This window comes from Vibrio penaeicida (assembly GCF_002933855.1).
In the GTDB taxonomy this organism is placed as follows: domain Bacteria; phylum Pseudomonadota; class Gammaproteobacteria; order Enterobacterales; family Vibrionaceae; genus Vibrio; species Vibrio penaeicida_A.
Genome location: NZ_BFAQ01000027.1, coordinates 85,857 through 109,514, shown reverse-complemented (window position 1 = coordinate 109,514; position 23,658 = coordinate 85,857). Strand labels below are relative to the sequence as shown.

General features: G+C 43.5%; 24 protein-coding genes. 12 read left to right on the top strand and 12 right to left on the bottom strand.

The features are described from left to right. The first annotated feature begins 54 nt into the window (after positions 1-54). Entirely contained in the window at positions 55-546 is a 492-nt protein-coding gene (locus tag VPNCDNU1_RS15810) for a GNAT family N-acetyltransferase (RefSeq protein WP_104401212.1), read from the top strand. Positions 547-691: 145 nt separating this feature from the next. After that, positions 692-1,198 (top strand): GNAT family N-acetyltransferase, encoded by a 507-nt coding sequence (locus VPNCDNU1_RS15805; protein ID WP_104401211.1) that lies wholly within the window; start codon positions 692-694, stop codon positions 1,196-1,198. A gap of 27 nt (positions 1,199-1,225) precedes the next feature. Here VPNCDNU1_RS15805 and VPNCDNU1_RS15800 read toward each other — a convergent pair whose 3' ends face one another. Beyond that, positions 1,226-2,431, bottom strand: coding sequence for an MFS transporter (locus VPNCDNU1_RS15800; protein WP_104401210.1), 1,206 nt, complete (start codon positions 2,429-2,431; stop codon positions 1,226-1,228). A gap of 94 nt (positions 2,432-2,525) precedes the next feature. Here VPNCDNU1_RS15800 and VPNCDNU1_RS15795 point away from each other — a divergent pair, with 94 nt between their 5' ends. After that, entirely contained in the window at positions 2,526-3,431 is a 906-nt protein-coding gene (locus VPNCDNU1_RS15795; RefSeq protein WP_104401209.1) for a LysR family transcriptional regulator, read from the top strand. 50 nt (positions 3,432-3,481) lie between these two features. On the opposite strand, the gene VPNCDNU1_RS15790 is transcribed toward VPNCDNU1_RS15795, so the two are convergent. Next, a complete protein-coding gene (locus VPNCDNU1_RS15790; protein ID WP_104401208.1) occupies positions 3,482-4,678 on the bottom strand; it encodes a CobW family GTP-binding protein in 1,197 nt (398 codons plus the stop codon). 228 nt (positions 4,679-4,906) lie between these two features. Here VPNCDNU1_RS15790 and VPNCDNU1_RS15785 point away from each other — a divergent pair, with 228 nt between their 5' ends. Beyond that, positions 4,907-5,182, top strand: coding sequence for a hypothetical protein (locus tag VPNCDNU1_RS15785; RefSeq protein ID WP_145959463.1), 276 nt, complete (start codon positions 4,907-4,909; stop codon positions 5,180-5,182). A 59-nt stretch (positions 5,183-5,241) separates the two neighbouring features. On the opposite strand, the gene VPNCDNU1_RS15780 is transcribed toward VPNCDNU1_RS15785, so the two are convergent. The 8 genes from VPNCDNU1_RS15780 to VPNCDNU1_RS15745 form a co-directional block, all read right to left on the bottom strand. Then, positions 5,242-6,342 carry an endonuclease/exonuclease/phosphatase family protein gene (locus VPNCDNU1_RS15780; RefSeq protein ID WP_167404813.1) on the bottom strand — a complete coding sequence of 367 codons (1,101 nt, stop codon included), beginning with the start codon at positions 6,340-6,342 and terminating at the stop codon, positions 5,242-5,244. Between the two features lie 468 nt (positions 6,343-6,810). Then, a complete protein-coding gene (locus VPNCDNU1_RS15775; protein ID WP_104401205.1) occupies positions 6,811-7,431 on the bottom strand; it encodes a dioxygenase family protein in 621 nt (206 codons plus the stop codon). Between the two features lie 737 nt (positions 7,432-8,168). After that, on the bottom strand, positions 8,169-8,966 hold the full coding sequence (locus VPNCDNU1_RS15770; protein ID WP_104401204.1) for a phosphodiesterase: 798 nt from the start codon (positions 8,964-8,966) through the stop codon (positions 8,169-8,171). A 13-nt stretch (positions 8,967-8,979) separates the two neighbouring features. Further along, on the bottom strand, positions 8,980-9,831 hold the full coding sequence (locus VPNCDNU1_RS15765) for a carbohydrate ABC transporter permease (RefSeq protein WP_237324151.1): 852 nt from the start codon (positions 9,829-9,831) through the stop codon (positions 8,980-8,982). Then, positions 9,828-10,742, bottom strand: coding sequence for a carbohydrate ABC transporter permease (locus tag VPNCDNU1_RS15760; protein WP_237324150.1), 915 nt, complete (start codon positions 10,740-10,742; stop codon positions 9,828-9,830). Before VPNCDNU1_RS15760 ends, VPNCDNU1_RS15765 begins: the two co-directional genes overlap by 4 nt. 184 nt (positions 10,743-10,926) lie before the next feature. Continuing rightward, entirely contained in the window at positions 10,927-12,192 is a 1,266-nt protein-coding gene (locus VPNCDNU1_RS15755; RefSeq protein ID WP_104401203.1) for an ABC transporter substrate-binding protein, read from the bottom strand. A 75-nt stretch (positions 12,193-12,267) separates the two neighbouring features. Then, on the bottom strand, positions 12,268-13,344 hold the full coding sequence (locus tag VPNCDNU1_RS15750; RefSeq protein WP_104401202.1) for an ABC transporter ATP-binding protein: 1,077 nt from the start codon (positions 13,342-13,344) through the stop codon (positions 12,268-12,270). Then, entirely contained in the window at positions 13,341-14,135 is a 795-nt protein-coding gene (locus tag VPNCDNU1_RS15745; protein WP_104401201.1) for a DeoR/GlpR family DNA-binding transcription regulator, read from the bottom strand. Before VPNCDNU1_RS15745 ends, VPNCDNU1_RS15750 begins: the two co-directional genes overlap by 4 nt. Positions 14,136-14,445: 310 nt before the next feature. On the opposite strand from VPNCDNU1_RS15745, the gene VPNCDNU1_RS15740 reads away from it, so the two are divergent. Continuing rightward, positions 14,446-15,039 carry a histidine phosphatase family protein gene (locus VPNCDNU1_RS15740; protein ID WP_104401200.1) on the top strand — a complete coding sequence of 198 codons (594 nt, stop codon included), beginning with the start codon at positions 14,446-14,448 and terminating at the stop codon, positions 15,037-15,039. Positions 15,040-15,109: 70 nt separating this feature from the next. Here the strand turns inward: VPNCDNU1_RS15740 and VPNCDNU1_RS15735 are convergent, their stop codons facing one another. After that, positions 15,110-15,736, bottom strand: coding sequence for an isochorismatase family protein (locus VPNCDNU1_RS15735; RefSeq protein WP_237324149.1), 627 nt, complete (start codon positions 15,734-15,736; stop codon positions 15,110-15,112). Continuing rightward, positions 15,736-16,182 carry a MarR family winged helix-turn-helix transcriptional regulator gene (locus tag VPNCDNU1_RS15730; RefSeq protein ID WP_104401199.1) on the bottom strand — a complete coding sequence of 149 codons (447 nt, stop codon included), beginning with the start codon at positions 16,180-16,182 and terminating at the stop codon, positions 15,736-15,738. Before VPNCDNU1_RS15730 ends, VPNCDNU1_RS15735 begins: the two co-directional genes overlap by 1 nt. Positions 16,183-16,415: 233 nt before the next feature. Here VPNCDNU1_RS15730 and VPNCDNU1_RS15725 point away from each other — a divergent pair, with 233 nt between their 5' ends. The 7 genes from VPNCDNU1_RS15725 to VPNCDNU1_RS15690 all read left to right on the top strand — a co-directional run bounded on the left by VPNCDNU1_RS15725 (position 16,416) and on the right by VPNCDNU1_RS15690 (position 23,639). Continuing rightward, positions 16,416-16,871, top strand: coding sequence for a hypothetical protein (locus tag VPNCDNU1_RS15725; RefSeq protein ID WP_104401198.1), 456 nt, complete (start codon positions 16,416-16,418; stop codon positions 16,869-16,871). A 16-nt stretch (positions 16,872-16,887) separates the two neighbouring features. After that, complete coding sequence (locus tag VPNCDNU1_RS15720) at positions 16,888-17,076, top strand: DUF1289 domain-containing protein (protein WP_101110598.1); 189 nt, start codon at positions 16,888-16,890, stop codon at positions 17,074-17,076. Between the two features lie 216 nt (positions 17,077-17,292). Further along, a complete protein-coding gene (locus tag VPNCDNU1_RS15715) occupies positions 17,293-20,118 on the top strand; it encodes a M16 family metallopeptidase (protein ID WP_167404812.1) in 2,826 nt (941 codons plus the stop codon). A 241-nt stretch (positions 20,119-20,359) separates the two neighbouring features. Further along, the gene (locus VPNCDNU1_RS15710; RefSeq protein WP_104401196.1) at positions 20,360-21,223 is read left to right on the top strand and encodes a permease; all 864 of its coding nucleotides are present in this window, start codon (positions 20,360-20,362) and stop codon (positions 21,221-21,223) included. A gap of 467 nt (positions 21,224-21,690) precedes the next feature. After that, positions 21,691-22,500 (top strand): helix-turn-helix domain-containing protein, encoded by an 810-nt coding sequence (locus tag VPNCDNU1_RS15700; RefSeq protein ID WP_104401195.1) that lies wholly within the window; start codon positions 21,691-21,693, stop codon positions 22,498-22,500. A 43-nt stretch (positions 22,501-22,543) separates the two neighbouring features. Next, a complete protein-coding gene (fabA, locus tag VPNCDNU1_RS15695; RefSeq protein WP_104401194.1) occupies positions 22,544-23,038 on the top strand; it encodes a bifunctional 3-hydroxydecanoyl-ACP dehydratase/trans-2-decenoyl-ACP isomerase in 495 nt (164 codons plus the stop codon). Between the two features lie 277 nt (positions 23,039-23,315). Continuing rightward, a complete protein-coding gene (locus VPNCDNU1_RS15690) occupies positions 23,316-23,639 on the top strand; it encodes a Fis family transcriptional regulator (RefSeq protein WP_104401193.1) in 324 nt (107 codons plus the stop codon). The last annotated feature ends 19 nt before the right edge of the window (positions 23,640-23,658 follow it).

Here is a 23,658-nt window from a genome sequence, read left to right as displayed (position 1 = left end):
CGGTTATACTCAAGTTTACCTTCCTTCCCCCCTAATTCAGGAGTTTGAGTCGGTATGGAAAAAATACATTGCTCGCTTGTCCCTTTTACGGAAGGTGACTTTGAGCATCTGATTGATTGGATAGTATCAGAAGAGCTAACTTATCTTTGGGCTGGCCCCACTTTTCAGTATCCACTTACCTATGAACAACTGCACAAGCACTGCCAGCAGTCGGAAGTTATCCCTTTCTTAATAAAATATGGTGAGCAGGCAGCCGGTTTTGTTGAACTCAACCGACAGTCGGAAACGCACTGTCGTATTTGTTTGGTGTTTGTTTCGGATTCGTTTCGTGGCAAAGGTATTTCAAAAACCATTCTGACAATGCTTGCCGGTGTGGCCAAAAATGATTACGGCTGTAACAAACTCAGCCTTGCAGTGTTCAGCCATAACCAAAGGGCAAAAAAGGTGTATCAGTCGCTTGGGTTTAAAACCGTTTCGATTGAAAAAGAAGCCATGCACTTCAAAGAAAATGTCTGGGATCTAGAACGAATGGAAAAGTTGTTATAACTTATTTTTTAAAAAAGTAGACACGGCATGACCAAGAAGTTCCACCCCAAAACATCATAAACGTACAAAGGAATCTTATGTCTGTTGTTATTTCAGAAGAGAATGAACTGATTACAATGGAGCTTGCACCTTCTAAGGGTAAGCTTTGATACGAATCGCAACAGCAAAAGATATTCCTGCCATAGCCGATTTGATCTTCAGAGCCTGGCAAGAGGATCTGATTCATATGGTTTCCCCTAGTGTCGCTTCCCTTTTTACATTGGATTGGTTTGCTTCCAAGTTAATGGCTGATATTGAACGTGAAGCTGGCTTTGCAATATTGTTTGAGCGTGACGGAGTAATTCAAGGTTACGCAGCGGGAAAAGATTGCGAGGAAAGGAGCATGAGTGAACTTAACAGTTTGTACGTTTGCCCTCGTGCTCAAGGAGCTGGGATAGGAAGCAAACTCATAACTGAGGTGAAAGGGGTCATTATGAGCAGTAAAAAAACTAGCATGATAGTTTGGACATTTCTCGGTGCCAAAAACAACGATTTTTATCAAAGGCATAAACCTATTCGAAAAGATAAACGAGATATTGTGATTTTAGATCAGCGATATCAGGGGGTTGGTTTTTTATACTCATTGGAACCGCTAGGTGAGCAACCTACGTAAAATCCGAATGTTTCCCTTCTTAATCTGTTATTTGGTTTCAACGCGCAGTAATAGGGCGACAAAAATGAGCCCACTTACCCCTGAAATAACCCACACAGCACGTACACCGGCACTGTCTGCTATGGGGCCTAGGGCTAATCCGACTAAGACACCACCTAGGTTCAGTGCGAGCGATAATATGGATAACGCAGTCGCACGCTGATGATCTTCTATGTATTGATGCATCAGAATGGCGAGCAAAGGCTTGATGGCAAAAATAGCGAACCCAAAGCACAAATAGACCACAATGAATAACAGAGCAGAGTTCGTGGTTGCTAATAGCAAAACCAACACAGAAGACGCGCCAAAAATCCCAAGTAACTGACGTCCATTATTGTTCAATAAACCTTTATGTGAACGCTTTATCCATGCCGCAGACAAAGCGGCAGAAAAGAAAAAGAGCGCAGATACCCAGCCAAATACGAATACATCCGTTTTTTCACTCAACATAGTAAGCAATTGTGGTTGCCAGTAAGTTTGAATGCTTGAGAGTAAAAAGCCGTGAATGATCTGTAAGCCCAGAACACGTTTGAGTATTGGATGCTGAATACAAGCCATCAATACTTTTTTTATGACATTTACATCAGATCTTTCGTTCCGAGTCGTCTGCTTTATCTCACCTTCATGGAAACAAAAGGGGACGGAAATACCCAGAGCCAAGTGCATTATGAACGCAACGACAAGCACCCACTGATAAGGGGAGTTATTGCTTGGTATTTGAAGGTTAAAAGCAACCAAAGCCGCTCCGCTAATCGCACCAAAAGCCATTGCTACTAACGCCCAACCATGTGCGTTACTGAGCAAACTGGGCATCAGGTGATAGCGGCGCACTTTTTTTAACTCGTCAACATACCATGCTTCCATTGCGCCAGAACCCATGGCGCGAGCGATACCACCTACAAATGATGCGGCATACAAGGTGGGGATATAATCAAAATAAAACAGCAAGGCAAAGTTCAGGCAATCTAACATTTTGCTTAGCATAAATACGTTCAATCTACCGAAGCGATCCGCCCACGCGCCGGAAGGTAATTCAAATAAAATGATCGCCAAAAAGTAGACCCCAAAGAAAACACCAATTTGACTAAGATCCATACCTTTGTGCTGACAAAACAATGCAATCACGGGGGCGAATATACAGATTGTGCCGATGTTAATGGCGTGATGAAGTGCGTAGCGAATGTCGAGCGTCATTCGGTTTTCCTGAAAGTTGAATACGCAGAAATTGTATCGGAGGCAGTGAAGTGATAAAAATAGATAAAGAATATATTAATTATCTATAAATTGAATGATGATTGAGAAAACACTGCCGCTTCTTAAATATTTCCATGCACTTGCTCAAACAGGCAGCTTCACCAAAGCCGCCGAACAGCTCTGTATTTCCCAGTCCACAGTGAGTACTCAAGTACGAAAATTGGAGCAAGTGCTGAGCGTTAAACTTATCAATCGAAAAAACAAACATCAGTTTGCCTTAACTGCAGAAGGGGAGTCGCTAGCACAGGAGGTGGCATACAGTTTTGGGCGTTTGTCTTCTCAGTTAGATGGATTGCAGCAAGTGTCCCCGAGCAGCGCTGAACTTACGGTGTCGGCTTCAACTTCACTGGGAATTAAATTTGTTTTGCCTGTTATTGCCAAATTGCGACAGCAATATCCCGATCTCACGCTTCATATCCAAGAAAATGCCAGCAGCAAACATTTCTTTGAAGACAAAATTGATATCGCCACCAATTATGGGATTCCAGACAATACCTTTCACAGTGTATACATAGGCGAAGTTGAAAAATTTGTGGTAGCGAGCGATGCGTATATTAAACGCTTTGGGACGCCTAAGGGTTTATCGGAATTGGCGCAGCACTCTCTGATTGCACAATCACATGGTAAGCAAGAATGGCAAACGCTGTTTGCTAAATCCGACGTTGATATTGATTCGTTAGATGTACTCAGCGTATCGAGCAACATAGCAAAGCTGGAAGCGGTTCAGTTAGGGATGGGAATAGGGTTGCTACCTCTTTATTTACTCAAAAGTAGTGAGGCATCACTTATCATTTTACCGGAATTTGATCTCCAATCGTTGAGGGAGTCACTGTATCTTATATGTGAAAAACGCAGAAAGGATGAACATAAAATTCAGTGGGTGATGGATAAGTTGGCAAGTGAATGTAAGGTCTTGTTAGAGATTGAGAATAAAGGGTAATGTTATGCATTACCCATATATTTGACTTTCTTTAATTGAATCTAGGCGGCTTAAACCTTAGCCACTTTCTTTGGCCATGGATCGTCAAATTCTCCGCCGTCTTTCCAGTGATCGAGCTCTTCATCGGTCAAGAAACAGCGATTTAACGCCTCAATAAAGGCATCGGCTTCGTCGCTTTGTCCAATCACCGTTAGGCGGCAACGTCGGTCGCCGAAACGGCTGTCTACGCTATCGATTTTGGCTTGCAGAATTTCAAGTTGCTCAGGGGTAAAGTTTTGAGTGTCATCATGCTTTACCGACTCACGCCAAAACCCAACCACCTCAAGACCAACACTGCCGTTGGTTTGGCTCCAAAGCAGTGAAACGTCATCTCGCGTTGGCATCCAAAAGAAACCTTTGCTGCGGAATACGCCTTGTGTCAGGTAGCTATGGCACGTTTGCCATAAACGTTGAGGGTGGAAGGGGCGGTCGTCTTTCATCACTTTTGCTACGATCTTCTGGTTATGTTTCCCAGACAGGGTAAGTGGTGCATTAACACCGTCTCTCAGCTCATCAGCCAGTTGTTGCACCATGAAAAAATTGTAGTCTTCAATGGTTTTAAATTGCTCAATCCCAACATTGCCCCAAGATGTACTCACAATGGAGGCGTAAGGGTTAAGCGGATGCAAAGCTTCGGCAATGCTTTTGATTGATTGCTCATCCAATCGATCGGCTTTAGTGAGAAAAACACGGTTTGAAAACAGAATTTGTTCCACAAGCAGATTTTCTATGCCTCGATCTCCTTTTTGCAAGTTCTCTTGCCATTTCGGGATGAGCGTTTTTGCGAGTGAATAGTCGTCGCGCAACCATGTCGCATCGACTAACGTGACTACGCCTTTTAAAGAAAACAGAGCGTGATCTTTAAAATACTCGACTAAAGGTAAAGGGTGGCTGCTACCCGATGTTTCAATCAGGATCCACGGTGGCTGTGCCTGTTGAACCAATTGGTTAAGTGCCTTGTCTAGCTTTTTTATGCCTTCTGGGCTGCTTACACTGTCGCCACTGATGGTGACGAAATTGCCATGGCTCTCATTCACCACATCAGTATTCATGACCAACACGCCATCTACGTCTAGCTCGCTCATATCATTAACGATCACTGAAGGCACATATTCAGCCATCTGAGATTGCGCCAAAATATTACGCAAAACGGTCGTTTTACCCGACCCAAGAAAGCCGTGCAGAATAGTGATGTGGGTGGAAACCATGGATAAACCTTTAGAAATGAATAAGTGAAAAATGTCAGCGTAACATGATGTTATAACATATCTGATATTATTTCGATTATTCAATTAAAGCGAACCCAAAATAAGGTAATTTGGACTATCTTTAGCCCGCAGAGTCTATCTACGAGAAAACACCGTGAGAGCCAGTTTGAAGCGCTTGATTTGTACTTTTGATTTGTACTTTTGATTTGTACTTTTGTGTTGAGATTTTTGCCTAATTCACTTTTGACAGCACCCGTAACTTTAATAGAGCTTGATTGGGCCAGCCAGCGTGTACTTACGCATGCCTTAGCGAATATATTGGAAGATCAGGGTATTGATACAGACGTCATTGTTCGTCAATTCAAGCTATCCAACTCCGACTTGGCACTTGCGGCGTCATTGCTGGATGCGCATACCCTCACTATTGAAGAAGCAGCGCAAGTTTGGCAAATCGGAAACAAAGAACGTATCGATGCCATCATAAAAGAAGCAAATTGCCAATAAGAGCGAAAATGGTGGCGAAGCTGTCTTCGCCACACACTTTTTCATTTTTTACTCTGTCACTAATTTATGTATTCAATGACCCAAGAGCCTTGGGTGACTGGTGTGCCGGGGCGCCAAGTAAACACTCTACGTCGGTCGTTATCGAAAGGTTGGAAATCAGCAGCGTACAAGTATTCATTTTGATGGGTGTTTAAAATACGTACCTCACCATTGGCTATGTTTTCAATTTTCCATTGACCTTGAACGGGTGCGTGACCTGGTCGCCATGTGAATACACGTCTTCTGTCTTGATCATAAGGTGCGAAGTCAGCGGCGTAGAGGTATTCCTGTTGATGAATGTTAAATAGGCGGACCATTCCATTCCCGATATCTTCTAACCGCCATTCTCCACTTGTGACAGGTGTGCCCGGAATCCATGTGAATACTCGACGACGATCGGCATCAAATGGTGAAAAATCGGCTGCATATAGGTATTCCCCTTGCTGCTTATTGAAAATACGAACTTTAGGTCCGACTGCATTGGTAATATTTAGGGTTGTATCTAATGTAGCCCATACTGCTTTGTGATCAGAAATCGGCTCTCCTGAATCATAGCTACCTTGAGCTAAAACCTGAATCGAAGAACAGACGTAATCAACCCATTCATTCGAACACTCTAAAGATGGAAGATCCTGTGCGGCATGATGGCGATACACATTAAAATCACCTGTAAGAACCACGTTTCTTGCACTCGAAAAGTCCGAAATATTGAGCCTGTTTTTCACCCAAGTAGCAAACTTACGCATTCCGGTTCGCTCCCATTGGCTGCCATTCTCATGAAAATTAAACGTATTGTGATAGTGGAATAAATCTATAGTGTTGCCATCGCCAATATTTAGCACGACATGCTGAGCATTGCGTTCCCACTTATCTACCGCTGGATCAGTTTGGATGAGTTCACTGTAGGTGGATTTAAAAGGGACTTTAGACAAAACCATGATGCTGGTCGTTTTAACATTAAAGGACGATGCAGTCGTTGAATTGGTTGTTGTATATACATAAGGGTAATCAGAGTATTGGTCACGAGTCTTCTGAATGTCATTGACCTCTTGTAGAACAACTACCTCCTCGCCACTTAGGAATTTTTTGAAGTCTGGAATTTTCTCTGTTCTCCCGTTCATATTGAATGACGCCACACGTAAATCAGCGTATGTTGAAGCGCTAAAAAAGAACAGTAATGTAAATAATAAATACCAACAATGATTTGTATTTTTCATAGGAAAGCTAAGCTCCACAATTATAATGAAATTGAATAGGCTTTCCAAGATGGATATATACCAGTTTTATTCTATTTACATCAATGAGAACTGGGAAAGCTAATATAACTTGGATTGCCCAATTCGATACTAGAGGTTAGAAGCGACTGAAAGAACAGACCTTTCCTTAAAACAGATCCTTGAAAATATAATTATCAATAGTAGATCTTGGTTCAGGTGATTTCTGAGGGAATGAATTTAAATGGATGGTTTGTTATTTTTATTTCTATGAGTTACGTGCCGGATAGGGTTAATTGTAATAAAGCGTACCGCTATAAATTAATATACCCAAGCACCTTGAGGTCACTTGGGTATAGAACCGTATCTCACCTATCACACTACGACATCAACGCGAGTTTCAACTCTATCGTTGTTTTGGCTAAATACCATAGAAACGCTATCGGCTTCTTTCTTCGACATACGGCGATAAATGCTATCAGCCTGATTGCGCTTGTCACCAGAAATATAGAATTGTGTCGTCAGTAACTCTCGTTTCTGATCGAATACCTTTACATGAATATGTGGTGTCCTTCCCGGGTATACCGTGGGTTTTATGGTTCGGAAATGATAGTTGCCGTCGGCATCAGTGATATCGTGTCCAAACCCTTGGAACCCTGTATCGTACTTAACGTCTCTGTCGTCACCAGTATGTAAGTACTTGCCATTCACATCACATTGCCATATTTCGATTCTGTGTCCCGCCAGTGGCTGCCCATCTTTCGACAGTATTCTTCCGCTCAGGTGAATGATCTCGCCACCGGCTTCTTTTACTGCGTTCGACACTTTTACCAAGTCGTTATCGATGTCTGGAAACCGCATGGATGATCGAGGGTAAAACGGTCCCTCAGTGGCACTGGGGGTAAACATTGCAGATACAGCACTTCGTGAATACATAGGCAGCGCAGCTAATGCTACGAGCCCTTTAACTATGCCTCTTCGGCTTACAGATTTCATAATAGGGCATTTTCCTTACTTCAATACCAAAACTATATGGGTAGTTATAAAACGAATGGGTATATACCCAAGTAGCCTCTAGATGCTTGGTTCAGCGAGCTTGAACTGGCTTTCAAACAAGGCACCGATATGAAGATCTAGTCACTCTAAATCAAGAATCGGTAACGCAGTATGAAAGCCAGTTAAACTCGCCCTTGGGAGCCCATATTCTGTCCCGTTTCATCGTCAAAGAACTTGGAAAGGATGCGTCATTCCACTGCGTTCTTTTCCTTGAACCGAAACAGAATATGAGGCTCTGAATCCTGCATCTATAGGTCACTTGGGTATACAACAAGAAGTGTAGTTGAGATCAAACACAAGACATCACGTGTACCATTACAGAATTCTGACATTGAAGATGAGAAAATAGTTCAGTAAAAAAGATTGAAGAAACGAATATTATGTAATGCTGCTATTCTAAATAACGAATATCCATTTGAATTATTGAGATTTTTCTAACTAAATATTTTTTCTAAGTAAATATAGAAGGATGGATTTTCTAAAGAGTTTTGAAAAAATTATCTGTTTAGCAAAGCGCTAATTAATAAATAAAGAACCAGAGGTTGTTTATTTATTGAGTTGCATATATGAAATTTTCCATATTATGTGTCTTATTGCATTTTAATTTTATTTCAACGTTGAATGAATAAATAAGCTCGGCATTGCTGGTTTGCTCATATTTTCTTTTGTTTAACGCGTTAGAACGGGTGCACTTCTTCGGCTTGTTCTAATGAAATAAATGAGCTGCGAAATCCGTTATTCCAATCATGCACCATATAGCCCCCAGTGGATTTTACAAACCCAACTTCGGCTGTTTCTCGGTAGTCAGTTAAAAACGCGCTTGCCACAGCAGGGCAGGAGATAACGGTCGCCCTGCCAACATCACAGACAATACTGTTGTGCAGGTGACCACACACAATGCGAATATCTTGCTTCGACTGTTCAAGAATCCGTGCAAAGGATTCTGAGTTGTTGAGCCGAATGTTGTCCATAAACTGAATACCAGACAAAAATGGAGGGTGGTGTAAGGCGATTAAGATGGGTTTGTCTGCCTCGAGCTCTAAGGCGTTGCATAGAAACGAGAGCGTCTTCTGAGTTAACTCCCCCCCGCCACAGTTTGGGATCGTGCTGTCTAACCCTATTATCGTAAAGTCGGCCAATGGGTGAACCCAGTTGAGTTCACCAGTACGAGGCAAGTATTGATGATGTTCAAAGCACTGCCTTAAGGGCTCTCTTTTATCGTGATTGCCCGGTATCAATAAATAGGGGAGTTTTAGCTGATCGATGATGGATTTGAATGCTTCGTAGCTGGAAAGGTCCCCCTTGTCAGAGATGTCTCCTGTCACGAGCGCCGCGTCGATTTTCCCTAGCATGGGCAAATCGTTTTTTATTTTTTGCACTGCGTTTTCAAAGATTTCATGCGTATTAAGAACGCCGGAAACTTTGCTTGGCTGGGCGGCAAGGTGTAAATCGGTGATTTGGATAATTCGTGACATCAGAAGAGTTCCTTTACTTAATACCAGCACGCAAGAATGCTTGAACAAACTGACGTTGGAAAATCAAAAACGCAACGAGTAATGGTGCGATAGACATCATGGTTGCCGCCGAGATAACCGAAATATCCACCCCATTTTCAGGTGCACCAAAAATCGATAACCCTACCGTTAGCGGGCGAGTATCGTCTGAGTTGGTGACGATAAGTGGCCACAAGAAATTGTTCCAATGCGTTGAAACAGAAACGAGTGCATACGCTAAATAGGTAGGCTTGGCTAAAGGCACGTAAACTTTCATCAGAATGCCAAATGTTGAGCACCCCTCGACACTTGCGGCTTCATGCAATTCTACTGGCACAGACTTGAACGACTGACGCATCAAAAATATACCGAATGCACTGGCCATGTAAGGCATACCGACGCCCAAAATCGTATCAAACAACCCGAGTTTCGATGTAATGGCATAGTTTTCAACAATCAGTACTTCAGGAAGAATAAACAACTGAAGCAAGACCAAAATAAAAACAAAATCTTTGCCCGGAAAAGATATCTGCGCGAATGCAAACCCCGCTAAGGTGGTAATGATAAATTGCCCAATCAGCACGATGGTGACAAGACAAAAGGTATTGATGAAGTACTGTATCCAAGGTGCACCTTCCCAAGCGAACCGGAAATTTTCCAGTGTCCAACTTGAAAACAGGTTGAAATTTACAGCATCGGACGTGGTATGAAATGCCGCAAAAAAAGCGAACAACAGAGGCGATATCCATACAATGGCCAGAAGAATCGCACCAAATGAGTCGAGATAATCCGCCATTTTGTCGGTAAAAAGGCGTTTAGGGACGAATGCTGGAGAATGCGTGCTCATTGATAGTGTGTCCTTCTATCGAGATACAGAAATTGCACCGCAGCCGCGATACCCAAAACAATCAACACCATAACGGTCAGAGCCGCCGCGTGAGGTGCATCGAAGAAGGCAAACGCCATTTCCCAGATGTAGTACAGAATCAGCTTGGAGGCGTCGGACGGGCCCCCTTTGGTGAGAATAAACAGATGATCAATAAGTTTGACGGAGTTGATCATGGCATTCACCACAATAAACAGAGTTGTTGGCATGAGAAGAGGCAACACAATGCGCCTTGTGTATGTCCAGCGGCTGGTGCCTTCTATGTCGGCGGCTTCTTTGTAATCCGTTGGAATGGTTTGAAGCGCCGCCAGATAAAAAATCATGAAAAAGCCGGCTTCTTTCCAAATGGTGACGATAACAACAGCCCAAAGCGCGGTGTCTGGGCGACCTAGCCAGTTTACGGAATCAAAGCCTAACCATGCGCCTATTTGGTCCAAAATCCCTAGGTGTGGCGTGTAAAAGAACAGCCACAAATTCGCCGCAGCAATCATTGGCAATACGGTTGGCGTGAAATAAGCCGTTCGAATAAAGCCCGTTGCCGACATTTTTGAATTCGCCCATAACGCCATTATCAGAGCAATGATGATGGATGCTGGAATGGTCACACCCGCGTAAAAAAGGTTGTTCTTTACAACGATCCAGAATGTTGGGTCGTTAAATAGATCGACATAATTTTCCAAGCCCGAAAACTCAGACGGCTTCCGACGGGTTCCTTTGGAAAATAAGCTGGACCAAAATGTCGCTATAGAGGGATAAAAAGCAAACAGCGTTAGCAAAATGGCAGCAGGCGTTAGCAAAAACCACCCATAAAGGTGCTGCCTACGTTTTTCCATTGCGGCGTATTGATTCATAGAGTGATCTGCATAGTTCATTGTGAATGCGCTCGTTTAGGTTGTACTTCTTGTATGCCTAGCGGAGCGACACTCAGTTATAGTGATGCGAAGTAAGCACCAGCCAACACATTGCTGGTGCTTATACCCAAGCATCTTGAGGTTGTTTGAGTATTCAACCGTTTACGACAGCTTTTTTAGCCAAAACTTTTATAATAAAGCGCGTTTAGCGATAGTTTTTTAGCAGTCGATTGGCAGATTTCTGTGCCTGCTCCAATGCCGCTTCTGGTGTTTTGGTTCCCGTAAGCGCAGATTGAATCGCATTGTTTAATCCTTCACGGACTCGCGCCGTTTCATACGTCGAAAACTCGGCAACCGCGTGTTCTAATTGATTACGTGCAACCAAAGCTGGTGGGAAAGAAGCTGCGTATTTCTTCAATGATTCCGTTTCATACGCACTTTTTGATACGCCCATATAGCCTGTCGAGATAGACCAGTGCGCAGCCTGTTCTGGGGCCGTCATGAATTTGATCAGTTTTAGAGAGGCCGCTTTTTCTTCATCCGTTGTGTCTTTAAAGATGTAGAAATTACCTCCTCCAGTAGGAGAGCCTAAACGTTCATTCCCCGGCAGCATGGCCACACCAAAATCAAAGGATGCTGATTTCTTCACCGCAGACAAGTTGCCCGTCGAGTGCCACATCATGGCTGTTTTTCCTTCAAGGAATGCCTGACGTAACGTGCCCCATTCCACCGTGCCCTCAGGCATGATTTTGTGTTCTTCAGATAGCGATTTCCAAAACTTGAGCGTATCTACAACAGATGGATCATCGAAGTAGGTTTCTAACCCGTCGTCGGACATCAACTTTTTGCCGTTTTGAATCGCAAGAGCTTGGAACATCCAGTATGGATAACCCGTTGACGGAATCATCAGCCCAAAGGTGTCATCGTTGGTGAGAGCTTTCCCCATTTTGACCAGCTCTTCCCATGATGTTGGTGGCTTCTCAGGATCCAGCCCAGCTTTGCGGAACATATCTTTGTTGTAGTACGCCACAATGGTAGAGCGCTGAAAAGGAATACCCCATGTTTGCCCTTCAGCCTGGCCGTTTTCCATCAGCGCTGGATAAAAATCGTTTAACCATGCTTGATCTTCTTTGTCATTCATAATGTCATCAAAAGGTGTGATCAGATCTTGGTCAAGTAAGTCATACACATCGATTGAAAACATAACGGCTAATTGTGCTGGCTCGCCCGAGTTCAAAGCAGAAAGTGCTCGCACTCGCGTGTCATCGTAGTTACCGGAGTAAATCGCATTCACTTTGATATCCGGATTTTCAGATTCAAAATCAGACACCATTTTGTCGACCACCTTTGTTAACGGCCCCCCGACCGCTATTGGGTAATACATGTTTAACTCGGTTTCGGCCATGACTGACTGACTCGTACCAGCGACCATGCCAGTTAAAACCCATCCTAGGAATGTAGAGAACTTCATAGTTTCACCATTGGTTTATTAGCTGCGTGCAGCAAGCGATAAAACAACTTCAGCGTGTAATGCTGAGGCTGATATTTACTGAGCCGATGCCGTATCGGACATTCGGTCCCCATTACTATCAAATAGGTGGAGCGCACTATCTTCGAATGAGATATTCACGGTGCTTCCTTCTTTCAGCGAGGAATGCCCATCCAATTTAATCACCAGTCCCTTAGCGTCTGGGTGATTCAAACTAATGTGGGTTTCGACACCGAGGTATTCACATTCCGAGACCGTGCAGGTTAAGCGGTTTTTTCCGCTGTCGGAAACGCGTGTGTTGTTGCCGGGAATGCTTTCGTTGTTACCAGAAATAGATATGTTCTCTGTTCGGATACCCACAGTTTTTGCGTGTTCAAAGCCCGTTAATGCGGATGCAGAAACCAGTGCCATTGGCGGTGCGCCGACAAATTCAGCGGCAAACGTATTCTGAGGTTCGTTATACAATTCTTGAGGGGTACCCGATTGCATGATTCGCCCGTCTTTCATCAGTATGATGATGTCTGCCATGCTCATGGCTTCGGTTTGGTCGTGCGTAACGTAAACCACGGTCATTCCCAGCTTTCGTTGCAGCTTTTTTATGTCTCTACGAACCGAGTTTCTAAGCTTTGCATCCAAATTAGACAGCGGCTCGTCCATTAAACAGAGTGGCTGACCTGCTACAATCGCTCTGGCTAGCGCAACACGTTGGCGTTGCCCACCAGACAATTCCCCAGGCTTTCTTTGCTCGTACCCAATCAGCCCCGTAATGTCTAACGCGTTATTTAACTTTTCTTCACGTTCTAGTTTTGGCACTTTGCGCACTTTCATTCCAAACATGACGTTTTCTGCCACAGAAAGATGAGGAAAGAGGGCATAAGATTGGAAAACCATCGACAAATTTCGAGATGCAGGGGCGAGTTCCGTCACGTCCCGTGAATCGATAACGATGTGACCGATATCGGGTGTTTCTAACCCCGCAAGCAAACGCAATGTGGTGGACTTACCGCAGCCCGATGGACCTAGAAGGGCGACAAAAGATCCTTCCGGAATTTTGAATGAGATATCTTCAACACCGAGTTGACCGTTCCATCGTTTGCCAATATTGTCGAACTCGACAAAAGGATGTTCGCTCATGATGCGCCTCCCACGAGCTTAAGACGGTCGCCCACACGTTCGCTGAGTGCGGTCACGTCTTCACCGGGATGTTGATTCATTATGATTTGGTCGACATCAAAAATACTGCCACCGACAGCAGGGGCGATCCGGCTGAGTTTAGTGCTGTCCATCACCAAAATAGACGTTTTACAATGCGTGCGAATGGCTTCCCTTACACGCACTTCGGATGCGTGGAAATCCAACATACCCCCATCTTCCGATACGCCAGCGACACCAAAAATGCCAAACTCCGCTCGATAGGAGTTGAAGAAGGTCAGTACGTCGTCACCCAAAATGTCTCGGTCGGGGAGGCGTAATTCCCCACCCGGAAGAATCACGCGATTGGTCAATTCGCTGCTCAGTGCCATCGCTGCATTCAGGTTGTTGGTCATCACCGTTAAGCCGGTTTTATCGTGAAGCGCTTCTGCCACCATCGCAGGTGTGGAACCGATGGAGATAAAGAGCGTAGAACCATTTGGGATCATGTCTGCTGCCGCCACAGCAATCGCTCTTTTTTCGTTATGGTTTGTTATGGCTCTTTGGTCGTAAGGCGTATTGAGCGGTTGCTCGAAGCGTTCAACGCCACCGTGTCGTCTACGCAGGCGGTTTTCGTTACACAGGTGGTTGATGTCTCGCCGAATGGTTTGGGCTGATACGCCTAATACTTCTACCAAGGTTTCAACAGAAACATTCCCTTCCTGCTGAGTCATTTCGATGATGAGTTCGCGTCGGATATCGGTTTTCTTTGTGATTTTTGGGTCGTGATTCATATTTGTTCATATCTCCACTTTCGTCTGAATATAATGATGGATTTAACATTAATCCAACAAAAAATGAGTGTTTGAGCATTTTATTGTTCGTTTATTGATCAAACGCTCAATAATGGGTAAGTTAAAGGAAATGACATCTGCCGTTCACAACAACGTCACGAATAATAGGATCATTTGGCTAAGAGAGAATAGCAGTCTAATTTATTTAACTAGCTGTTATTTAAGGGTAATTTAGGCTTGGTTTTTTGTGTGGACAACAGACTCAGTCCGCATGAAAATGTGTGGTTAATCATTTACAAAAGGGAAAGGAATGCTCGAATTTAGAAATACATACCTTTTGATGCGTCACGGAGAAAGTGAAGCCAATGTTGCAGGTATTGTGGTCAGTGATCCAACCATTGGTTGCGTTCAGTATGGTTTAACACAGACTGGCAAGCAGCAAGCCATCACTTCCGCCAACGCCTATTCGGGCGAACCCATTACGCTGGTGGTGCATTCCGACTTTAAACGCACGGTTGAGACCGCTGAAACGGTGAAAAGTACACTCGGTATTGCGAGTTCGAAAGTCGATGTTCGGTTACGGGAACGCTTTTTTGGTACGTGGGAAGGTAAAAGCTCAGACACCTATGAAAAGGTATGGGCAAAAGATGGAGAGTCATCGACACAGACCGACAACGATGTTGAAAGCGCTCAAAGCGTCTGCGACCGAGCATGGAGCCTTCTACTGGAATTGGAAGAATCTCATCAAGGCGCGGTTATTTTGCTGGTGTCGCATGGAGATACGCTCCAAATCTTAAGCACCGTATTTAATAACTTGGCACCGGGGCAGCACCGAACATTACCTCACCATGAAACCGGACAAATTAAGTTGATTGCTTCTGTAGGTGATAGCCTTTGTAGATGATAACCCCTCTGTAAAAGCGAGCTTTTGTTTTCGGTTTGAAGGTGTGACTAAAACAAAACCGGTGTTGGTTCTATCTCAATACAGCGCCGTTTTGAGCTAAGGTTTTCAACACTTCTTTTCCCTTTTTGGGTTCAGCAGCCAGTATTGCCTTTTCAATAAGTTCGACGTTATAACCTCGCCCAAGAGCCGCCTTTGCGGTTTTATCAACGCAGAATCTTGCATCTAAGCCAACAATTCGGAGTGTGCCAACTTGCAGTTCTTCTAGCAGTTTATCTAAATCGCCTGTCTCAAATGAATCTTGTACACGCTTTACTAGGGCATGATCTGATAGATCGGAAAAAGGCTCGGCGACTTCCGTCCCTTTCGTTCCTGCAATGGCTGCCCCACCCATTGTTAACCGTGACAACACTTGTGTTGACAAAATAGACCATTCTTGTCGTATCGCAATGATTGGAAACCCATGCTCTTTTGCGTTGTTTATTTCATCGAAGATCGCTGTTTGAGCGTTTAATTTAGCGTCTTCACTGAATTGGTCTGATTCCCAAAACACAGTTTGAAGATCGACCATTAATACAGCGGTATTGGGGCGATGACCTATTGGATAACCTTTACTGACGGTTCCGATTAAGCGTATACCGTTCGCAAGCCATAACAACGCAGCCACAATAGGAAGAACGATCAGCCATTGTATTATCATTATTCGTCCTTACTCTTGGTTTGGAGTTCCTTGATGAGATGCCTAACAAGTGATAGAGCAGAGGTAATATCGGTTTCACATAGGTTGCTCGACACACCATCAAGCAGTTCTCGCTCCCGTTGTATTACCTGACAAATAACATCTCGACCAGACTCCGTTAACGTGATCAGGCTAGAACGCTTGTGTCGAGGGTTTGGGACTCTTTCAGTGCTTCCAGACGCAATTGTGTCGTTCACCATGACCTGAACATATTGTCGCTTGATATCAAGCCGTTGCGCTATTTCTGGTACCGTTAACCCGCCATAAATGTATAGGATCTCTAGCACAGCACGCATTCGAACCGTCAACCCAGTTCCTGCCAGCCCCTTTTCTACGACCTCTTCAGCCGCTTGCATCAATGGACGCGATGCCCATATCAATTCATACAGTTCTTTTGTCTTTTTCATGACATCATTAATGTCATATCGACAATGATAATGTCAATTATTTTTGATTGCTTTTTGTTCAAATTGAATGGGCGTCACGTATTCACTGATCTAACGAATGAGTGATCACAAGTGCAGGACATAGAGCGGATTCTCTCCTTTGTGCTTCGTTATTGATGCTTTTAGTTGTTATGTTATATTGTTACAAAGTGTTGGGTTAATTTGTACTCAAGCTGTAAACGAGAACGAGTGGTATGAAAGATATAAAAGGTGTGTTTCGCAATTTAGAAAAAATGCTCCGACAAGCAAGTTGGTTTGATGACGACTGGGAAATTTATAACCGCGGGAACTACCTTCAGCTCTACAAACAGACTTGGTTTAATCAAAATCAAGGCGGGATCCATTTCGAAACGTTTATCGAAGCGCCCCAAATAAAGCAGAAATCTTTCCCTGTATGCATGCACGCTGAAGAGGATTGCCCGTCACAATCTGAGTTTATTCGCCAATTTATGGAGCTGGAAGGAAAGCGTATAAGTAGCTGGAAGGGGTATAAAACGCCGGATAGCAGCTATGGTATTTGTCAGCGTACAATGCCACTGAATTTTAAAAACCTAGAACAGCGTTTATTCGAAGAGTTTAATCGTCTTCGAGTTCTTGAAGAGAGCGTTGAGCAAGTTCTTCTTAAGCTATGGTATAGCACCAACGAATGATGGTCAGGTCAAAGCAATGAAAAAGAGAAAAAGCCCCTGTATCGATATGTGCGATTTCTCGGGCACCAAGGGCTGGTGTTTGGGATGCGGCAGAACGCGAGAAGAATGCCAGAAATGGAAATCAATGAAGCCTTATGCCGCCAACCTTCTTCAGAAGGAGCTGCAAAAAAGGATGTCGAAATTGAATGCCGAATCAAATAAATAAGCTCCCCACTAAACTAAAGCAATTCTCGCTAAACCAAGCACCTTGAGGTGGTTTGAGTATAAGCTTTAAACAAAAGTGCTGTTTTGTTCATAAGTTTTCATTTCTATTCATAGTTGCTCATGTCTGGGTAAATCTCTCGACTTCTATTGAACCAATCGATATTTTCACAGTCGACCTATTCTTATAATTAATAAAGATACTTAGAAAATGACATTTATGTTTACACAAACTAGTAAGCCTTTCGCTTTGCTGCTACTCGCAACATGTTCATTTTTTGCGCATTCCTCGCAACAAAATGATGCTTTGTGGTATACGCCTACCGACATTCCCACGGACGAAACTGTTCAATTAACTAAGCTCGATAATGGCATGCGAGTCATCATGATCGACAACGATTTACCAAAACAGAGTATGTCGATACAGATGTACATTGATGCGGGCTCTCAACAAGACCCCCAACCCTATTCAGGGCTAGCGCATTTTTTAGAACACATGGCATTTAACGGCTCTACTCATGTAGAAGAAGGGGCGATGATCCCCATGTTGGAAAAGCACGGCCTTGCGTTTGGTGCCGACACAAACGCCTCGACCGATCTTGGGTACACCACATACGAGCTGGATTTACCTAAAGCCACGCCGGAAGCCATCGAAACGGCCTTATTCTTACTTCGTGAAACGGCGTCTGAGTTGACACTATCCCCAAGCGCAATTGAACGCGAACGAGGTGTTATCCAAGCGGAACGCCGAGTTCGGGGGACTAGAGAACAGCAGCGCTACATAGATCGGATTCAATATTTGTTGGGTGAGTCAAATGTTTATGAGCGATTGCCCATCGGCACTGAATCTTCCATAAGCAAGATAAATCAGGATGCGCTGAAGTCATTCTACGAGCGCTACTACCGCCCTGAACACACCACATTGGTTGTATCTGGTGCAATCCACCAACATCAAATGATGAAAAAAGTCCAAGAGCACTTTGCAAGCTGGCAACCAAAATCGTCAGGGCAAGCGATTGTGGACCCAACCATTACCTATTCCTTACCTAAAAAAACGGAAGTGTACGCCAATATTGATCCAAAAAATCGCTATATCGTTATTGGGCTCAATTTCATCACCCCAAAAGACAATGCGCCATATGGGAAAAAACAGCATCTTGATTACCTGAATGAAATCATCGCTTTGAGAGCCTTCAATCACCGCCTTAAAAAGACGGTGGAGCGAAACGACGCAGATGGCAAACTTCGATACCCTGGTGCGTCATTGGAAGGGCAATCAGGTGTCGTCCGCATTCGCAACCTGTCGGTGATCACCGATGAAGGAGAATGGCAACGCGGGCTTCGAACCTTGAATCATACCCTAAAGCAAGCCACAACATTTGGGTTCAGTGAACGAGAGATTCAACGTCAGATCGAGTCGTACGAGCGTGCGCTTGAGAATGAAGAAGAACAGCGTTTCAGTACCCATAACACCACGCTGTCTAACCGCGTGGTGAGTGCCTTGGACTCAGGTGAGCCTTTGGTGTCTGAACGTACGGTACGTCAATTGTTTGCAGAGATGAAATCGCAACTCACTGTCGAGTCCGTAAACCGCGCATTCCAAACCCATTGGTCAGACAGCGCAGCACGTTTATATTTAGACGATCGAAGTGCTCCTTCTAACATCAATAAGCAAATGTTGGAAGCTTATCAAGCCATGCAAAAGGAGAAAGTGGAACCGTACAAAGAACAGGAAAGCCAAACTTTCGCCTATACCGACTTTGGCCCCGCTGGTAAGGTTACCGAACTCAAGCCAACCCAATTTGGTGATATACAGCGCTATCAATTTGATAATGGTGTGATGCTGAATGTTAAGCCGACTAATTTAGAAAAAAATACGGTCTACTTAACCATTAACTTTGGGCAAGGAGTATTGGGGTTCAATGGATATAACGCACCTATTGGGAGCGTATTCGGGCCCGCAATTGTATTGAGTGGGGTGAAAAAGCACACCGCTGATGAGCTTCAAGAGATGTTTGGCGGTCGATCGTTGTCCGCTTCACTTAACGTTCAATTAGGTAGTTTTGTTAGCGAAGCTGCGCTGGACTCATTAGATGTATTCGATCAATTGCGTTTTAGCGCGGCATTACTGACCGATAACGGGTATCGCGCAGAAGGCTGGGAATCAGCTGTGCGCCACTATGCAGATTTGCTCGCTAGCTATGAAAGCGAGCCAAGCAGCGTGCTGGGTAGACAATCTTCTGCCATTCTCCATGGCGACGACAAGCGATGGAGTGTTCACTCACTCGAACGAGTCCGTGGCTTTAACATCAAAGACGCTAAATCTGTGCTTGATAAGGCCATTCAGAAGGGCCCCGTCGAGATCTCTTTAGTCGGTGATATTAGTCCACAACAGGCAGTCCACTACGTAGCGAATACTTTTGGCGCGCTAGACATACACGCGCAAGCGCCTGCCAAGCCATTCACTCAATCTTTGCCTACATTCAAAACGGAGCCAGTAACACTTTTTCATACTGGTGATGCAGAGAAAGCCATCATCTCCGCATATTGGAAGGTTTCCGATGGTTCAGATCTTATGCGGAACATTCGATATAGCGTTCTTCATAGTGTCCTTCAAAGCAAGGTGACCGAGACCATACGTGAGAAAATGGGAGTGGCTTACAGCCCAAGTGTGTACCTAGAACAATCGAATTGGTTAAAAGACTTTGGTTATATCAATATCGAAAGCCGCACCGCATTGAAAGATGTTGAGAAAGTAGAAGCCGTATACCAACAAATTTGGCAAGCGCTCCAAAAAGCACCCATTAGCCAAGAAGAGCTAGAACGAGTAAAAGCTCCGATTCTTGAGACGTTGGCTCAAAAGCCACAATACAACGGATACTGGTTAAATGTAGCGTCGGTTGCTCAATCTCAACCTGAGTTAGTGGAAAATGAAGTGCTGTACATAGACGCTTTAAAATCGATCACAGTAGAAGACATTCAACGCCTCGCTCAATCAATCCCAGAAGATGAGTATTTATCGATTCGCGTGGTACCCAAACCGTAATACGACAAGGAGGCAATTGCCTCCTTTTGTTTATGTGGTGTGATGGAACGTTGTGACGACGAGAACGAATAAATATTCCAGCACAATAATATCTACTTATTGCATATGTGTTTGTATTTTATAGAATACGGTTTCTGCTTTAGAACCAAGTAGTTCCAGTTGCTGGTTGATAGGATAAACAATGCTGTATCCCAACGGGCAAAACCATCAAAGAAGAATTAAGTAAAGAGACCCATTATTCATGATGTCATTTATGCCATTTATTTATCTACTTGTTGGCTTCTGCGTCGGGAAAACGCGTCTGAACCTTAAAGTGATAGCATCCCAAATTTTGACTAAATTGGTTATCCCATTGGTCATCATTTGGAATATCTCACTCCACTTAGAACAAATGGTGTGGGTGATAGTACTGACTTTTGTTATCACCTTAATATTATTTTTTGGTCAACAACGTTTCGGAAAAGATGCGGTGCGGAGCCTATGTTTTTGTTATTTGAACATAGGTTGGTTGGGGCTACCCATTGCCCATACGCTGTTTGGGGAAGAGGCGGCTAGATTTGTATTGGCGGTCTACATTGGTAGTTCAATTTTTGGCAATTCTATTGGAGCCAATTTCCTTTCTAAAACTGGGCGCTCTTATACAACGATATTTAGGTCGCCTCCTGTTGTTGCACTTGTCGTTGGCTGTTTGCTCATCCCCTTTAATCATTGGGTTGAAAGCTACGCTGGTTCAATCTATCAGGTAAGCAAGTTTCTCATGAGTTTTCTTGGGATGATGGTACTGGGTATTTGGTTATCGGAGACTACTTTAAAACGTTGCGACGCTTTGACTTATACCAAGACTTATCTTTTTCGTATTCTCATATTGGGAGTGGCGTTATTGATAGTAATGGTAACCTACTTGCAATTTGACGCACACATAATGAGCGAGCAGATGTTATGGCTTTTCTTGATATGCCTCCTTCCGCCTGCTGCTAATATCATTGTTTTAGAAACATCTTATTTAGGCACGGGAACCAGTGCGGCTAGAATTTCAATAGAGACAGTTGCCAGCTTATTTGCTATTGCGGTTTATGGGGTAGTTCTCCATTATCTGCCTAATTAACTTAAGCTTTTGATAGAAAAACATTTTTTATCAAAAAAGGAGGCATCAGCCTCCTTTCCTAATCCAATTTCAAGCCACTAAAACTTTTTCTCAATTGCTGATCCAGCGAGCTCAATTTGCTCTATTTAATGAGTTACGAAAATACCTTCTGACGCATAAAGTCTACGAGTAACATTATTAGGTGAGTATGAAAGCTGATTGAACGATGATGGATATAGATGGTTAAAGGTGCCAATCGACAATCTAAATGCTGTTCAATCAATAGACCGCGATTCAGCTGCTCCGTACAGAAGGCCTAAGTAAAGCAACGAAATCTAATCTACAGATTGCCTCACTCGTTTTTTCCCCGAATTGAGTTGGCGCTTATTTCATCTCTTTAAGCATGCAGATACATTTGACTTATTTTTCCTAATAGCGGTAGCCTAATTAAACAAGGACGACCAGTCAGCTTTTAAAGGTACTTCTGCATGGACAGCCCTATTAATCCATACGAGCCATTTCAGCCGCAATTAGATAGTAAGATTGCAGCGAGTCAAAATATCGCAATAAAAGAGTGCCCCCCTTGTGATGAACTAAAGGGTATTGTTTACTCATATTTACAAGTTACGACTCAAGGTCCACTAAAGTACAAAGTAGTTCCAGACGGAATGGAAGCTTTTTATATTTCACCTTGTGGTGTAACGATCTTAGGAGTGTGCAGAGAGTCATTCGAAGTAAATATTAAGCAATCAGGTCAGTATTTTGGAGTGCGTTTCTACCCTGGCATGCTAAAGCGCTTCACAATTGACCGCTTTCCAAATATCACAACTAAACCAAGAACTAATGAGCCCATTTGTCGTGAGACAGGAGACTTACATACACAGATTTATCAGAAGGCAGGTTTTGATGAACGAGCAAAAATTTGTGATAACTGGCTAGTTCAAAGGCTTTCACCAAACCAAAACTCAAAACTTGTCGAGGCTGTGAACGTAATCTTTGAGAATAAGGGATGTATTTTAGTTTCAACTCTTGCCGAGAAAGTGAATCTAAGCGCGCGACAGCTCAATCGTGTTTTCCGCAAACACACAGGCTTAAGCACCAAAGCAATGATTCAAACTATTCGGGTACAGTGCGCATGCCGTAATACTTGGCTTTCAAAATCCCCTCTCTCCGAAGTTGCACTCGAACTTGGCTATTACGACCAATCTCATTTTACAAATGACTACAGACGCTTTATGTCGAACACCCCTAATGGGCTGCACTCTCAAATGATGTCCGATTTTTCCAATACACAGTAAGGAATAATGAGTAAAAAAGCAGTTTAATCATAAGGATTTAACAATGCAGTTTACTCAAGAACAGGTTATTGAGATGTCTGGTGGGAGCTTTTTCGGTAAGGGAAATGCAACCCTTCCAAGTGATGAGATGCTGATGATCGATCGGATTACAAAAATAACGAAAGGAAATGGAAGGTACAACAAAGGTATGTTGGAGGCAGAATTTTTGATAGATCCAACGCACTGGTTCTTTAAATGCCACTTTAAAGGAGATCCAGTTATGCCAGGTTGCCTTGGTTTAGATGCGCTTTGGCAATTATTAGGGGTGTTTCTAGGCTGGTCAGGTCTACAAGGTAAAGGACGAGCGCTTGGAGTCGGTGAAGTAAAATTCTCAGGCCAGATTTTTCCAGATGCGAGTAGTATTCAGTATAAACTTGATATTAAACGCGTTTTCAAGAAGCCGATGCCTCTAGGAATAGCCGACGGTTTTGTGCTACACAATGGTGAGGTAATTTATGAAGCTAAAGATCTCAGGGTGGGGCTAGTTTCCAACCCATAATTGATGGCGTAGCAATGATTTGTTCAAATACCTTCGTGGTCTGAGTTTTTACCAGTGGCACTTTTGAATTCGAAAGTGCCCCTTTATGAGCTAAAAAACGGCAGACTCCAATCTCAAATTCTCTTGTTTGGCTTACTCATCTATTACCAATATCACACGGTAAGATTTCAAGTGTTACTATCACTGCTCTGCATTTGAAATGACCACAGTGCCCGATACTGTTTAAGACAATGTTGACCAAAACTTTTGTAAAGATGTTAAATAGGAAGTTTGCTTTATGCGTAAATCAGATAAGAAGATCGAAAACCAAATTAGAGAGGTGTTAACCGAAGTTTGTGAAGATACGTTAAAAGGCTATGACGGTTTTCTTTGGGTGACTCATACGGTCAAATACTCTTCTTTTCCACAGAGCTTAAAAATCGTCTGCGTATTCGACACTATTCAAGATAGAGCAAACTTTTTGATGGGGGAGGGGCAGCTTCATGTTTCAACAGCTATCCAGAAGGCGTTTAACAAGGTTGGGGTCCAACTAAAGAACGTGGATAAGCTAATCAGTTACGATATACAGAAAAAGCGCGAATCCGGTTATCAAAGAAAGTGAATGGAGTTTGAAGTGGAAT